This is a genomic window from Lujinxingia sediminis (assembly GCF_004005565.1).
In the GTDB taxonomy this organism is placed as follows: Bacteria; Myxococcota_A; Bradymonadia; order Bradymonadales; family Bradymonadaceae; genus Lujinxingia; species Lujinxingia sediminis.
On sequence record NZ_SADD01000002.1, the window covers coordinates 18,732 to 33,909 of the forward strand.

Below are 15,178 nucleotides of genomic sequence, written 5' to 3' on the forward strand. Positions count from 1 at the left end.
TTTTATAACAGCTTTAAACGGCTCCACCTTCTTGAACAGCCGTCTTCGTCGCACCGCCGTGCTGGGTCACCCGCGGCCGGCACTTCACCTTGATGGCGCCCTTGCAGAAGGCCTCGTCGGTGGCCTTGCTCGACCAGAGGTATGCCTCCCCCGGACGCAAATGCGCCATCTTCTCGGGGGTCAGGCCGCCCAGGGCGGCGTTCGCCTTCTGGATGTGCTTAAGCCAGGCGGGCGAGTTGAACTTGTGAAGGATGATCTGGCTCGAGAGCTCGATCAGGGACACGGGCACGGACGGCGGGTCCTGGCTCGCGACCATGATGCTCGTGCCCTTGTGGCGCATCTCGCGAACGACCTCGACGAGGCCGGCCACCAGGTCGGGGCTCTCGATGTACTTGTGCGCCTCGTCGAACACGACGAGCTTGTTAAACGCCTTCCCCTCATGCTTCGCGTCGGCGAAGAGCTGGAGGAGGACGACGAAGAGCCCGAGGGCCTGGTCCTTCTCGATGAACTCGTCGCGAACGTCGACGATGATGAGTCGCCCCGGGTGGATGAAGTCGCCGAGCCGCGTCTCGTCGGCGATGAAGTCGCCGGCGAACTCGAGGCGCTCGTGGGCCAGCGCCTTGATGTGGTCCGGCATCTGGGAGTCGTCCACGCCCTGGCGCACACCAGCGAGGGTGAGGTTGTCCCGGAGCCGCTTCATGATCCGGTTGAGCTGGCGGATGTAGGTGGCCTGGTTGCCCACCGCGCCCATCAGGAAGCGCCAGTGGCTGGCCTGCAGCTCGCTCGCGGCGAACTTGAGCGGCCGGACCTCGATGCCCGGGTACTCTTCGCGTCGCTCGTCGAGCTTGTCCGCCGGGACGAGCAACAACACGTCGGAGAGCGCCCGTGGCTCCGCGCCGTAACGTTCGCGAAGCGCCGCCAGCTGGCCTTCGTCCGAGTTCGGCGAGACCATCGACGTGAACTCCGGCTTGTAGTCCATCGTCGGGCTGTAGTGGAAAATCACCGTGGCCAGCGGCTGCGGCAGCTTGTTGATGTTGGGGATGGGCAGCGAGGCCATCTCCGCAACCGTGCCGAGCGTGTACGACTTGCCGCCGCCCTGGACGCCGAAGAGGCTGATGGTGTGCGTGTGGTTGAGGTCGATGGCGACCTTGCGACCGGAGAGCTCACCGAGAACGCCGTACTGCGGCGACTCACCGGAGACCCCGATGAGCACGTCGTAGTGCGGATCACCCGATGCTGCGGTGGCAGCAGGCTTCGGTGCGGGCTCGCTGTCGGCCTGTGAGGGCGCGACAGGCGGCGACGTGGCCTCGGCGGGCTCCGGCTGGGGCTCGGGCTGCCTCAGCGGCTCAGGGGCCGGCTGTGGGGCAAGCGGGGCCTCGTCCGGCTCGGGGGCCGGTTCGACCGCCGTCGGCGCCTTGGGGGCGGGCTTTGCTTCAGGCTCTGGAACCGCGGGGCCAGCTCCGGACTCGGCGGGTTCGCGATCGTGGACGTCCTCCTCGCCGAGGGTCCGCCGCGCGCGCAGGTCCTCCCAGGACACAGAGCGGTCGCGCGGACGACCAAGGAAGGCTGCTTCGTCGAGGGTCGGGACCGACGGCGCCTTCTCGCGACGGCGAGTGAGCTCGGCGATACTGCGGGCCGCCGCGGGCTCTTCGCCCTCGAGGACCTCTTCGAGCTCGGCCTCGCTCAGCGTCAGCTCCGGAGCCGCCGCCTCCACGAGCTGCTGGATGAGGTCGACACCGATGCGGTGGTACTCGATCCCGTTCTCGCGCTCGGCGGGCTCGGTGCCGGGCTTGTCGAAGTCGAAGATGATGGCGGCACGGGTGAAGTCGAGCCGGTAGCCGTCCTCGAGGGTGCGCAGCAGGAAGCGCGCTTCCTCGCTGGCCAGCTCGGTCATCGCCCCGTAGCGGGTCGCGCGGTCCATGTAGAACTCGAGCAGCGTGACGAGCTCGCGGGTCTTGACCAGCCGATCGGGACGGTCGATGGGCGAGCGCTTCGGGTCGAAGTGGTAGCTGAGGACCTCTTCGCTCTGTGCGATCTGCTCGGCGATGCTGTCCTTGAGGGCGTTGAACGCCCCCAGGTCACCGACCTGGTTGTAGCACTTCACCTCGACCAGACGGCACGTGATGGTCCGGGCCTTGGCGTCGAGGTCGAACAGCGCGAGATCGGTGCGCTTGAAGCTGACCTCGTCGCCCAGCTCGTCGGCGCTCTTCTTCAACACGCGGTAGAGCTCGAGGTGCGCGTCCAAGGGCACCATGACCTGGTTCGTGAAGACGCCCTGGTGCTCAAGGTACATGCGCGAGAGCGCGAGACCGAGGGCCTCGGCGCGCTGCGTCGGCGACGAGATGAGCTTGAGCGCCAGCCGGCCCGACAGCGAGCGCAGCTGGTCGAGGATCGCGATGGAGTGACGTCCCTCGGCCTTGAGCCGGTACTGCTCGAGGACCGGCCGTAGCATCGCCTCGAGCTCCGCGACAGACCGCGAAGTGATGGTCAGGCGATGGCCGAGCGAGCCGGCGATGTCCGGCGAGTGGTCGATGAGGTAGTCGGGCCGACCCTTGAGACCACCATGGTCGAAGAACTCGATGCCCATGTTGCGGTCGAGGGTGAAGACCCAGTCGCTCACCTCGTGGACCTGGTGCAGGATCGCGCGGTCCTCGGTGTCGAGGGCCAGCTTGATCACCGGCCGCATGTTGAGGCCGGTCTCCCCGGTGGAGACCGTGGCCGTCGCGCTGGAGAGCAGCGAGGGCAACACGGAGAGCAGGTCGGTCAGCTCTTCGGCACCGTCGAGAGGCAGCGCGAATCCGTGCCGCGGCTGGCGCGACCAGGCGACGGTTGCGTCGTCCTCCCGGTAGTCGACCTGGAAGTCCTGCACGAGGCCATGAATCGACGCTGCCGACTCCTTGAGCGAAGCTCGGGCCGCGCCCACCTCCTCGGCGGGGAAGAGGTCGAAGAGCATCGATAGATGCGCGGCGTGCTGCTCCGGCGCTCGGCGGAACTCCGACGTGGGTCGGACGGCCAGCGCGAGCTTCGGACGGAGATGGCTTTCGGTCGGGGTCGTGAACGCGTCGGCTTCGCGCGCGGTCACGCCCGTCGTTGGCGACAGGAGGTCGGCGAGGGCCTCACCCACGCCCGGGGCATCAGCATCGGGAACGAAGAGCCGAATGTCGTAGCGGATGCCTGCGAAGGCGCGCTCCTTCTGGAGCTGCAGCAACATGTCGGCGAGGACAGCGGCACGTCCGGCGTTGAACGCGTTGATGACGATCGACCGGACGTAGGGGTGCTGGACGAGGTATCGCTGGATGCGCGACGCCAGGTACGCCCCGTCGATGGTCGAGCCGCCGATGGCCGGCTCCGGAAGCCCGAGCGCCGTGCAGACATCACCAACGAGGCTGCGCGGGTCTTCCTCGTGCGAAGGCGCGTAGAGGGTCCAGAATGGGTGCAGGTTGTCGACCGCCGTCAGCAGCCGTCCGCTCGTCGTCGGGAGCACCGGTGGGAAGCTCACTGGCGCGAGGAAGCGCAGGAGCGCATCCCGGGTCGGCACCGCGAACTCCTTCGGCGCGTTCTTGGCGGCGCTGAGCCACTGCTCGGCGAGCTCGGCCCACGCGGCGAGCCAGAGCGCGCGCAGCGGATGTGTCGGCGCGACGAGGGCAGCCTCCCGGCGGCGCCCGCGGTGATCCCGAATGGCCAGTGTCACGGTGTCGACGGCCAACACCTTGCGCAGATCGGACAGGGCCCGCTTTCCAGCCTCACCGCCGGCCTCGGCCTGGTGGAGCAGCGATTGAACCAGGTCCTGGTAGGCCGTCGCGTAGGCGACGATGAGCGGTCGCAACGAACGCAGATCCGCTCCCTGGGTGACCAGCTCCTTCGTGCCGGCGCGGATGGCCTCGAAGTAGGCCGCACGAGCGGCCAGGAACCGCGCTGTGGCCTCGCCGTCGGGCCAGCGCGCCGAGTCGCCCGTGGCTTGCCCCGTGGTACCGAGCGATACCGGGATGCGCCACGAGATGGGGCCGTCGGCGACCGCGAGGATCTTCTGCTCGAGAACCTTCAGCGGGCGACTGACCGGCACGTTCATGGTGCCGTCGCGGCCGAACTTCACCTCGAGCATCTCGTTGCCGGTGGCGCGGCCACGGGTCTTGCGCTCGGCCCACTCGACCGCGCTCACGCCGATGGCGTCCGGATCACGCTCGTCGATCAGCGCGGTGAACTTCAGCCGAGTTCGCGCGTGGATGAGGCTCTCCTCTCGCTGCACGGCGCGTTGGGGAGGGTCGACCTCCATCTCGCCGTCGGGCAGGACGTAGAACAGGTCGCTCTCGTTGGGCCGCGGAACGAAGTCTTCCTCGTCGGCCGCCCAGGGCACGGGGTTGCCGGCGTCGTCGACGAGGGGGATCAGGTCGCCCTCCTCGGTGAGGGGCAACACGCGGATGAAGTGCCAGCCTTCTTCCCAGTCGACCTTGTTCAGCTTGGTGAAGCTGACATTCGCTTGCGAGCGGTTGGAGGTCCACGCGGACTTCTTCCTCACCAGCCCGACCGGTCCGTGTTCCTTCGAGATCACCTGGATGATGAACTTCGACAGCCCCTGCACCTTGCCGGGCAGCGGATCGACGCGGAACGTGACGTTGAACTTGCGCACGCCCGCCTTGCCGAGGGGCAGCACCGTCTGACCGATGAGCTGGCTCAGGCGCTCGTCGGTCTCGTCTTCCTCAACGACAGGCAGGTTGGTCTCCACCTCGCCGATGAAGATGGCGTCCGGCTCTTCGCCGCCGTCCTCGAACTCCCACTTGTTGAAGGCGAGGCCCCAGTAGTTGCGGTCGAGCACGATGCGCCGGGTCCACGAGCGCGGCTCCTCGAGCCCGGCCTCGGCCGCGAAGTTGCCGAGCTGCATGCGGAAGCCTCGGTTGGTCAGGCCCAGGTCGAGCACGCGGCCGCGCTCGGACTTCGGCGACCACGTCAGCTTCTCCACGCACTCGCGGTTGCGGCTCACCCGTGCCGGCGCCTTCTCGGGCTGCGCCAGCAGCTCGAAGTCGGGCACCAGGGCCAGCTCATAGAGCGCAGCACCGACAGCCTCGAGGTCGTTGCCGTTGACCTTGGCCGTCAGGAGGAACCGAACCACCGACACCGGGTCGGCGAAGGCCCAGGGATTCTCGCTGTCGGTGAGGCGACGCAGCGCCTCGGTCACCGTACCGCGGACTCCACTCGGAAGGTCCTTGAGCAGCTTCGCGCGCAGCTCGCCGTACACGTCCCCAAGCTGCACATCCTCGAAGGTCGCGACGCCGAAGGAGTCCTCGGCCGCCGCACGAATGTCGTTGGGGATGAAGACCAGCAGAGGGTTGCGCTGGGTCCCGTCCGCCAGCGGGTTGCGCAGCTCGACGAGCTTGGTGCTGGAGACCGTGAGCTCGGGGGGTGTCCGGGTGGTGGGACCATTGCCGAGGATGACGACCTCGGATTCGGGCACCTCCGCGCGCAGGCGACCACAGAGGCGGGCCATCAGGTCGGCGTCGAGGTCGGTGACGCGCATGCAGTGTCCGGGCGCGCGCGACTTCAGGAGCTCGACGAGCTTGGGAAGAAGAACACGCTCTAGCTCGGCGGCCAGGTCGTAGGGCTGAATCTCTCGAAGTCCCTGGGTCATGCTTTGCCTCCTTCCGCCGAGGCGCCCGGCACAGCACCGTCGAAGTCGATCCGGTAGCGAGGCGTCACGGTCTGCGTGACGTAGGCGTCGGAGAGGTCCTGGTAGAAGCCGACTTCGCGAAGCCTCGACGTGAATGCCTCGAGGTTCTCGCGGAGCGCACGCCGGTCGGCGATCGAGGGCGCCTGGAAACCATCGCCGCGAGGGAGCCGGTCGATGTAGAGCCCATAGCGCTCACGCAGGAAGGTCAGCAGCTCGTCGATGCGCAGCTCGCCGGTGTGGTAGCCGAGCGCGCCGCCAGGGCGGAGCACGGCGATCTGAAGCAGCACCTCGAGCAGTCGACTTTCGAGCACGAAGCGCCGAGGGGCGTTTTTGACGCGCGGCTGCGCGACCAGAGAGCCGGGCCGGTTCTTCATCAGCAGCGAGTCGATGCACTCGGTGATGTACTGCCGGTGGAACCGGCCGCGGAGGGCTACGAGCATCTCGAGGTAGGTGTCGAACTCGCCCAGGCCCATCTCGGTGACCGCCTTGATCTCCGGATCCAGGTCGGCGTCCTTGGCGCCGCTGGAGTCCTGGATGAGCCCGTACACGCGCTGGCCGAAGAACTTTTCGCGCTCGGCCTTGTGCATCGGCTCGAGCAGCTGAAGAACGTCGCCAACCGCGAAGTCTCCGTGGGCCGGCTTGGTGAGCTTCCCACGGCGCACGAGATCAGCCGCGAACTCGTCGAGCTTCTTGGTAGCGAAGTACGCCTTCACGAAGGGCGGGATGCGGCGGTAGTGGACGTCGGCGCTGCGCTCGGCGAGCGCCGCCATGTCTGTGCCTGGCTGTCCGGCTACGTCGAGCAGGAGCCCGACGCGATGTGGGCAGTCGCCATGCGGGTCGTTCGGGCTCTTCGGGTTCATCGGGCACGCGGCGCACGTCGGGTCGGCACCCTTGCGCTTCACGAGCGCCGGCAGGAGCTTGAACAGCCGCAGGTGGTAGAGCGCCAGGTGGAAGGCGAGCAGCACCTTCAGGTAGTCGACCATCACCGAACGCGGGATGAAGCGCTGGTAGAAGAGCAGCCGCATCACGTCTTCGGCGAGCAGGTCCGCCGCACCGACGCAGAGCGGTGGGTAGCTCTCCCGCCCGCTGCGCGTATCGGCCGCGTCGTCCACCTGGTCGAGCAGCCGCAGGAGGGCCTGCGTCTCGACGTCGAGGTTGGCGCTGTCGCTCGACCGGCCGGTGACCTTGTCGTGCCCCTGGAAGAAGAAGTGGTCGAGGTGCTCGAGGGCCTTCTGCCCCTGGCCGCTGCGGGCCCCGTAGAGCAGCTCGTAGAGATGCTGGGCAGCCCCGTAGTCGCGCGAGTGCTTCGGGTTGCGGAAGCGATAGGTGAACCCGTGGAGCGGCCTCGGCGCGGCGATGGCCTGGTTCGGCTTGCCGCGGTTCACGACGTCCATGAGATGGGTCTCGATCCACCGCGCGAGGATGTCCTGGTGGGAACCGAAGCCCGTAAACCACTCCGGGTGTTCGAGGAACTCCTCGACGAAGGCCTCGGTGGTCAGCTGGGCCTTCCGCCGCAGCCGGCTGGGGAAGCCGTTGTGAGCCAAGCGCGCGAAGAAGGCCGTGAGCACGCGGTCCATCTCGAGCTGCTTGAAATCGAGGTAGCTGATCTTGGGGAGGCGGAACTCCCGGTCTCGTTTCGACAACGCCATCAGACCGCCACCATTCCAAGCTGGTTCATCTCGAGGCGACCGTCGTTGTGGCGCTCGACGCGATAGAAGTCGTGCCCCGTCGTGGTGAGCAGCACCTCCTGGTAGGGCTCCGAGCCCAGCAGGTTCTTGAAGACGGCGAGGCTCAAGTAGTAGCCCTGCTCCTCCTCGACGCTCGGCCGGTAGCCCTCGTTGAGCCGCTCGAGCATCTCGAAGACGTCGAGGTTGATGCGCAGCTCGGCCCGGTTGCCTCCGGCCCCCTCGTACTGAAGGACGAGCCCGGTCGGCATGTGCTCGACGAAGCGGGCGGCGCTCGCCGCATCGAGGATGCGCATGCTGAATCGATCCGCCGGGAACACGCGGTAGCTGCGGACCGTGCCGCGCTCCACGTCACGCACCTGGAGCGCGAGCTTGCCCCCGAGGCGGTCCGGATCCGTGAGGCCCTCACCGCGGTTGATGGCGCGGATGATGGTCGGGAGCAGCTCTCCATTGAGTACCGCGTCTCCGGCCTTACCGGTGACCAGTTCGAGCATTCGCTCAGCGGACCGGTAGGGCAGCATCTGGCGCCAGGCCCCGTCGCGGCGCTCGAAGAAGGCACGTCGCCGCGCCATGGCCACGTAGCGCTGGTGGGCCTGGGCGCGGTGCTCCGAGGGGCGACCCGAGAAGTCGCGGGGCAGGTCGTCGAAGAGGCGCCGCATCACTTCGCGGTCGTAGGTGCCGCGCTGGTCGAAGGCGAAGAGGCTACGGTCGGCCGTCGGGGAGACGAAGTCGAGGGCGCGGTCGAGCCGAGGGTCGCTGGCGACGCCCATGTCGACGTCCTTCAGCAGCGTCAGAAGGCGATCGGCGTTGGGCGCGTCGCCTCCCATCCAGCTGTTGAAGTAGAAGCCCTGGACGATCTCGTCGCGGTCCCCGGCTCGGTAGAAGTCGTGGATCTCGTTGCAGTCGCGAGTGCCCACCAGCATGTAGGCCAGCGCCGAGCGCAGGTCTCGCAGCGTGATGTGCAGGCGCCCGCGGAGGTGCGTGAGCGTGTACACAGTCTTGAGTCGCTCGACGACCTTCGGGCCCGCGGTACCGTCTTGGAAGCTACGGGCGTTGTGGAACGCATAGCAGCGGTCCTTGAGGTCGCATGCGTGGCACGGCTCCCAGAACGGCTCGGCGGTCATGCGCCGCATGAGTCTCGCGAAGATCGACTCGTCGCCGCCCTTGGGGTCACCCTCGAAGCCCATCGGGTCGGTCACGACGCTACGCAGGTTGAGGTTCACCACCGCCACGCCGTGGTCGGGCACGCCGGTCACGAGCCCCTCGTTGATGACCTTCGCCAGCAGCGGGAACTGCGCTCCCTCGGACGCGAGGAAGTCGACCAGCCGGCCCTCGTTGATGGCGATGAGGCGGACCTCGTTCTTTGGCCAGGCGCTGTCGTCGTCCCCCGCGAAGGGAGCGAAGAAGTCGCGGAGGACCTCGTCGCTGGTCTGCTCGCCCTCGTCCTGGCTGCCGTCGTAGTTGGTGACGAAGGTGCGGCCCTGGAGCGTGAAGCTGCGGCCGTTGGGAAGTGGCTCCGCGAACACGGCCTGCTGGTCTTCGGCGCGCTTCTCGAGGCGCTGCAGAAAGGCGGTCTTGCCGTCGCCCGCGTTGCCCGTGATGAGGACCAGCCCGAACTCGCCGGTGAGCACGGCCGGCTCGAGATCGCGGTCGAGCGCCGTCTCGACGTAGGTCTGCTCGCCGAGCTCATCGAGGCCGCGAGTGCCCACGTTGCTGCGCTTGCTCTGGCTGTAGACGGTCAGCAGCCGATGAACGTAGGGGTTCGTGTTCGGCGGGCCCAACTGAAACAGCTCGGTGCCACCGCCGAATCCAGCGACGGACCATGCGCCCGTACTCTCAGCCTCGGGCCGAGGACGACGCGCCTGCTTGATTCCTTCCAGCGCCGAGACGAGCTCCGTGGCCGAAGCGAAGCGTTCAGCGCGCTTCGGTGCGATGGCCTTGAGGATGACGTCCACGAACTCCGGCGACAGGTCGGAGAGGCCCGAGAGCTCACGCGGGTCCTTCGGGGCTTCACCCGGCGGGGGCGTGGACGCATCCCACGGGTACTGACCGGTCACCGCCTCGTAGAGGGTGACGCCCAGGGCGTAGAGATCGCGGTCGGCGAGATCGCTCGGTTGCGGGACCTGGGTCAGATCGAGATCCGGCGGCAGGTAGCGCCGCGACCCGCCTCCATGCCCGTTGTCCGAGGTCGCGAGCACCGAGACGTTGAAGTCGATGATGCGCACGCCGTCGTTGGTCCACAGCAGGTTCCGCGGCTTGATGTCGCAGTGGTAGACGCCGTGGCGATGCAGGTGCACCAGCCCCTCGGTCACCTGCCGCGCGAGATCGAGGGCGTCAGACGGCGCGAACAGGCTCCCGTCGACCATCTCCCCGACGTCGAGGCCGTCGATGAACTCGAAGACGATGAAGGGGGGCCCGCCGCCGGGCAGCAGGTCGGCATCGATGACCTTGACGACGCGGGGGTGGTCCGGCGTCCGAAGGAGCGTGCGGTACTCCTTCTTCAGCCGGTCGAGTGTCGAGTGGCGGTCGCGCAGAATCAGCTTCACCGCGCGGGTGACGTCGCCGAGCGTGTCGATGACCTTGTAGACCACTCCGAACGAGCCGGGCCGGCCGAGGCGCTCTTGGACGACGTATTTGTGGGTGAGGTTGGTGCCGGCGACGAGCCGGCTGTAGTCGAGCTCGGGAGCCGGCTCCGGTTCGGGCGCGGGCTCAGGCAGAGGCTCCGCCGACTCATCAGTGCCGACCCTGGGGGCCAGAAGAGCAGCGAGGTCTGCCGCGGCCTGGGCCGCCGATGGCCGCTTGTCGGGGTCGAAGGTGCAGAGCTTTTGCAGCCACCCGTCGAAGCCCTCGGGCAGCTCGCCTCGAGCGTCGGACGGCTTGGTCGCGAACACGCCGCTGAGGTCGAAGAGCTCGGTGGGGCCGGAGAACGGCTTCTCGCCGGTGAAGAGCTCGTAGAGGACGAGGCCTGCGCTGAACACGTCCGAGGAGGGGTTTGCGTTCTGCGGCTCTCGGAACACCTCTGGTGCCTGGTAGGCGGGCTCGAGCTCGTCAACGATCTCGTGAGCGATGGTGAGGGTGCGATCGGTCCCGGTGCGGGCGAAGTCGAAGCCCACGACGCGGAGGCGACCGTCGCTCCCCAGCAGAATTGTGCTCGGCGTCAGGTTTCGGTGCACCACGTCGTGCTGGTGCGCGTGCCCAAGGGCGTTGAGCAGGTCCCCCGCGACGCGGAGCTTCTGGTCGAGCGTGAGCGCGAGGTTCGGCTTGTCGATGTGCAGCCGAAGCGCCTGCCCGGGCACGTCCTCGGTGACCAGGACGTAGCGGTCCTCGTGTTCCGTCCCGAAGAAGTCCCGCACCCCGACGATGCCCGGGTGCCCCGGCATGCCGTTGAGGGCGTTGTAGGCGTTGGCGATGCGTGCCCGCTGCTGAGCCCGCGCCTCGTCGGGCAGGTAGGGATCGGCCTTGTACGCTCGGAGCAGTACCTGGCCCGAGCGCTTGCCGGCGAACATGTTGTAGGCCCGGTACTCGGTGTAGGCGTCGGTGCCGCCGAGCTGCTCGTCGACCTCCCAGTTGCCGAAGCGCAACGGGCCTGAGCGCTTCTTCGCCACGCCCTGCAGCGCCTTGAGCACCATGTTGTGCAGTCGGCTGATGTTCTTCGAGAACTTCCCGGGCACCGCCGCGGCGTTCTGGAAAAAGGCCGCCGACTTCTTCAGCGTGGTAACCCGCGGGGCGTCGCGCCCGCCGGGGTCCTGGAGCACCGCGTCGGGGGCCGCGAGCACGACCGCTGCATCGACGTAGATGTCGCGCAGGTCGCTGCGGCTGGGCTGGCTGTCGGTGATGATGCCCTTGAGGCTTCGGGCATGGCCGCGCAGCTTGATCAGCGGCGACGTGTAGGGCTGCCGGCCCTCCGGGTACCACTTCGACCCGTAGACATCGATGAGGCCGCGGGTGCCCTTGGTGTCCACCAGGTAGACCGCGTGCGGGGCGATTACGGCGAGATCCACTTCGAAGAGCTCGCCACCTCGTTCCACCTCGAAGTTGTGGAGGATGATGTAGCTGCTCGGCAGGTTGTCGCGCAGGTGCGCGATGGTCCTGCGCTCGGCCTCGTTGACCGGGTCTCCGACGGGGATCACGGTGGCCATCAGGACGCCTCCTGGATCGCGCGTTCGACTTCTTTCCTCGCTTGCTCCTCAAGCAGCAGTGCTTCGTCCAGTTGCTCGCACGCGGTCACGATGCGCTGGTGGATCTCCTCCTCGCGGGGCGCCTCGAGTCGAGGGATTGGCATGCGCCACATAAGAGCAGGGTGCTGCTCTTGTTGCTTGCCCCCAGCACTGATCGACCGAAGCAGCCTGAACGCCGTCTCGCTACGAAGGAAGGCGAACAGGTACCCTGGCGGGACCTTCTCTGGGATGGGAATACAACGGAAGAAGTCTCCGCTGTATGCGTACTTGGCCGTCTCCGACGTCACGATGAAGGCACGGCAGTACAGCTCCCCCTCACCGAGCGTTCCGTGCGAAGGAATCATCGTCGACAGTGGCGGAACCTGAAGCCCAAGGCCCTGAATCGACGCCTTCGAGATCATGCGACCGTAGGGGCGCAATCGGAAGGCGTTCCGCTGACCGAGCAGCATCACCGCGTACGGGGGCTCCGCATCGATCCGCTTGAAGATGATCTTCCCCTTGAACAACTCTGGTCGGCAGAGCTCGCCGAGAAGCGAGTGGGTGCCAGCCCGGATGCGGCCTGCGAGCTCCGCCGCTACCGGATGGTGATTGAGGGCTCGGAGCGTTTCGCGTGACGCCCCGTGGTGAACCCAGCCAAGGTGTCGGGAGTCGTCCCACCATTGCTCGGCGTCGATGTCCTCGATCTCCAGGTGGGAGAACAGAAGTTGGGTCGCCGCATCGAGTCCCTGCCGGTAGCTCGCGACCAGCTCTGCGAAACGGCGCACCTTGGCGTCCACGTCGACCTCGAGCTGGGGATCGAGACGGGGTACGGGAAGTGGCTCGAGGTGGTCTGCCTCGACGTGTTTGATGTTGCCGCCGTAGATCTGCTTGCGAATCCACGCGTGTCCGAAGCGACCAGCCAGGTAGGCGTAGACGTACCCAGCCGGTACCCGTGAGCCGTTGACCTCGATCCGAATGAGGTCATGGGACGCAATTAGGCCGTCCATGTCGGGGCGGCACCAAATCGCCTGGCCCAGGTTCATTCCGGAGCAAGTGACGAGCACGGTGCCTGGCTTCAGGGCAAGTCGCTCAATCCGATCGGAACCCACGAGTGGCGAGAGGAAACTGCACGACCGCACCTCCACCTTTAGGAGGTCACTCGGCGAGACGTACGGCTTGCCATGGGCAGCGCCGGACGCATACACGCGCTTGAAAATGGAGCCGGTGAACAGCCCCTCGTGCTCTACGAGTTGCCCAAGGGGGACACACTGTCCGGCCAGTTTTCGGAGGCGTGCAACGGCCCGCTGATCCTCAGAGAGATGGTAGCCCGCCTGAAGGCGAGTCCCTTCTCCATCGAGCTCGGCTCTTGTCGCGGTTCCCGTCCTCATAGCCCCGGCTCCGGTGTAGTCTTCCGGAAATCGCTGTAGGCACGCGCGATCTCAGGCAGGTCGTCGTCGACGATCTTCTGCTTGCGACGAAGGACCCGTTCAACGGACTTCCCGTTGATGCGGATGCGCTCACGCTCTTCCACTTCCTCGAGAAGTTCGATTCCGTCGGGGCCACGCTTGTAGATCACGTCCCCGCGAGGGCCGAGGCCCACCTTGTCCGCCACCGCCATGAAGATGGGGTAGTCCGGGTCCCCCGAGAGATCCGTTGCTTGCACTTCCTGCTGCGTCTTCCTCTTGAGGAAGAGGAGGCTCGTCAGGATGTTTACGTTGGCTTCCGCCTTGAAGACTTCGACAGGAAGCTCAACGCTGGCGAGCACCCAACAGTGTCGGAGCACCCACTCACGGATGTACTCGTCGCCAGGGTTGCCGAGAATTCCATTGGGCAGAACGATTCCCATCCGGCCGCCTGGCTTAAGCCACTCGATCGCCCTCTGGATAAAGAGAACCTCGGGCGCCACAGACGTCTGCAGGCCGTCGCCCCGTCGATAGGCATCACCGTCCTTGTCCCACTTCGCGGCTAGGTCGTAGTCGCCCAGGATCGTTGGATCCGTAATCGGGATCTCAGACCCGAACGGTGGGTTGGTCATGAGCACATCGATGCTACCGAGCGGGAATGTCTCCTTCGCGATGGGCACGCCCGACAGGTGGCCTTTCGGGAATGCGAGCGAGTCCATGTGCGAGATCTTCGCCTTGGCGCCGGCCGCCATCATCAGGTTCATGGTCGTTGCCCTGACCAAGAAGGGGTCGAAGTCCGCACCGAAGATGTTGCTCTCGACAAGCTCACGAATGTGCTCAGCGACCGAAAGGAAGTCGTCAGTGTCTGCACCGCCGCTCTCCGTCTCGGCGTTGAACTTCTCGAGCCAGTGGTTGACGGTGGCGACAAGGAACCCGCCGGTCCCGCACGAGGGGTCGAGGACCCGTTCTCCAGGCTGAGGGTTGAGCATCTGGACCATCAGATTGATGGCCCCCCTCGGGGTGAAGTACTGCCCGCGATCACCGCGAAGGTTGGTTCCGACGATCTCCTGATACGCTGCTCCCTTGGCATCGACGTCCGTCCTTCGGAAGTCGTACTTGGCGAGTTCCGACACCATGAACGCCAAGGCTCGATCTGAGAGGGTGATTTCCTCATTTCCACGGAAGATGTCCGAGTACTTCGACTTCACTTCCTCGAACAGCGGCTCGATGCGAGCTCGAATGGCTCCACGCCCCTTGGCATCGAATTGCTCGGTGGGACCAGCCCAGAACCGGGGCTCCTCATCGCGTGGACGGCGCTCGTCATGCATCTTGGCAAAGATGAGGTAGAGGAACTGCCAAAAGGCAGCGTCCTTGGGCATTCCTTCGTTGCCGTGGATGAAGTTGTGGCAACGCCTGAAGGCGATGCGGAGCATCTCCGGATCCGCTCGCCGGAGCGTCGCGTGCGAGTGCACCGTCCGCGAGCCGAGAGTCTCGCCAGACAGCGGCCAGTCGGCACGGGGATGGAACTTGACGTCGAAACGTGTGACCTCCTTCTCGAAGAAGAAGAGCTCGAGGCCGTTCGTCCAGAGTCCCCACGCACAGCCGTCAGCTTCGGTCATCGCTGCGTGAAGAAGCGCGAAGTCCTTCTTGGCCTGTTCATGGTCGCGCATCTTGTACGCGCCCTTGCTGCCCTTCTTCGGCTCCTTTTCGCAGACGACGATTCGGCGGAGGTTCTCGACGGTGTGGGCCTCACCTGGAGCGAAGATAGCGATGTCCGCTCCCTTCTTCTTCCGGCCGTCGATCTTCATCTTGAAGTCGCGGGCCATGTCCTCGACGGAGATGCCGTACTCGTGGAAGAGGGCCCGGGCGATACGCTGGCGCACCTGCTCCTTCGCCGAGTCCTTGACGGGGTCGCCGGTGATGTAGTCGAGGATCTTGCCCTCTTCGAGCGAGGTGACCTCGTCGTCGCCGGCCTGATCGATCTCTTCGACTGCGAGGTCGTTACTCATCGTTGCTCTCCTTCACGTCGTCATCCGAGTCACTGGCCGCGCCGCCATCGCGCACCCACACGTCCACGTCCTCCCGCTTGAACTTCCAGAAGCGGCCGACCTTGTAGCCAGGCATGCCCTTCTTGGTGACCCAGGCGTAGACGGTGTCCTTGCTGACACCGAGGTATTCGGCGATCTCGTCTACCGACATCCAGCGGTCATCCATCGGGCGCGCGCTCCACTGCTCCTGCGTGCGGGATTACACGCAGCCTCCTGGTTAACA

At 66.3% G+C, this 15,178-nt stretch carries 6 protein-coding genes; all 6 read right to left on the reverse strand.

The features are described from left to right. Positions 1 to 13: 13 nt before the first annotated feature. Genes mads8 through mads1 form a run of 6 tightly spaced genes read right to left on the reverse strand, consistent with a single transcriptional unit; the run spans position 14 to position 15,121 of the window. Entirely contained in the window at positions 14 to 5,623 is a 5,610-nt protein-coding gene (gene mads8 / locus EA187_RS05980; RefSeq protein WP_127779521.1) for a methylation-associated defense system ATP-binding protein MAD8, read from the reverse strand. Then, complete coding sequence (gene mads7 / locus EA187_RS05985) at positions 5,620 to 7,311, reverse strand: methylation-associated defense system protein MAD7 (protein ID WP_127779522.1); 1,692 nt, start codon at positions 7,309 to 7,311, stop codon at positions 5,620 to 5,622. Before mads7 ends, mads8 begins: the two co-directional genes overlap by 4 nt. Next, positions 7,311 to 11,486, reverse strand: coding sequence for a methylation-associated defense system protein kinase MAD6 (mads6, locus tag EA187_RS05990; protein WP_127779523.1), 4,176 nt, complete (start codon positions 11,484 to 11,486; stop codon positions 7,311 to 7,313). The genes mads7 and mads6 overlap by 1 nt, the downstream gene beginning before the upstream one ends. Further along, the gene (mads5, locus tag EA187_RS05995; protein ID WP_127779524.1) at positions 11,486 to 12,892 is read right to left on the reverse strand and encodes a methylation-associated defense system restriction endonuclease subunit S MAD5; all 1,407 of its coding nucleotides are present in this window, start codon (positions 12,890 to 12,892) and stop codon (positions 11,486 to 11,488) included. Before mads5 ends, mads6 begins: the two co-directional genes overlap by 1 nt. Continuing rightward, a complete protein-coding gene (mads2, locus tag EA187_RS06000; protein ID WP_127779525.1) occupies positions 12,889 to 14,916 on the reverse strand; it encodes a methylation-associated defense system DNA methyltransferase MAD2 in 2,028 nt (675 codons plus the stop codon). The genes mads5 and mads2 overlap by 4 nt, the downstream gene beginning before the upstream one ends. Further along, positions 14,909 to 15,121, reverse strand: a complete 213-nt coding sequence (gene mads1 / locus EA187_RS06005; protein ID WP_127779527.1) for a methylation-associated defense system helix-turn-helix domain-containing protein MAD1 — start codon at positions 15,119 to 15,121, stop codon at positions 14,909 to 14,911. Before mads1 ends, mads2 begins: the two co-directional genes overlap by 8 nt. Positions 15,122 to 15,178 lie beyond the last annotated feature (57 nt).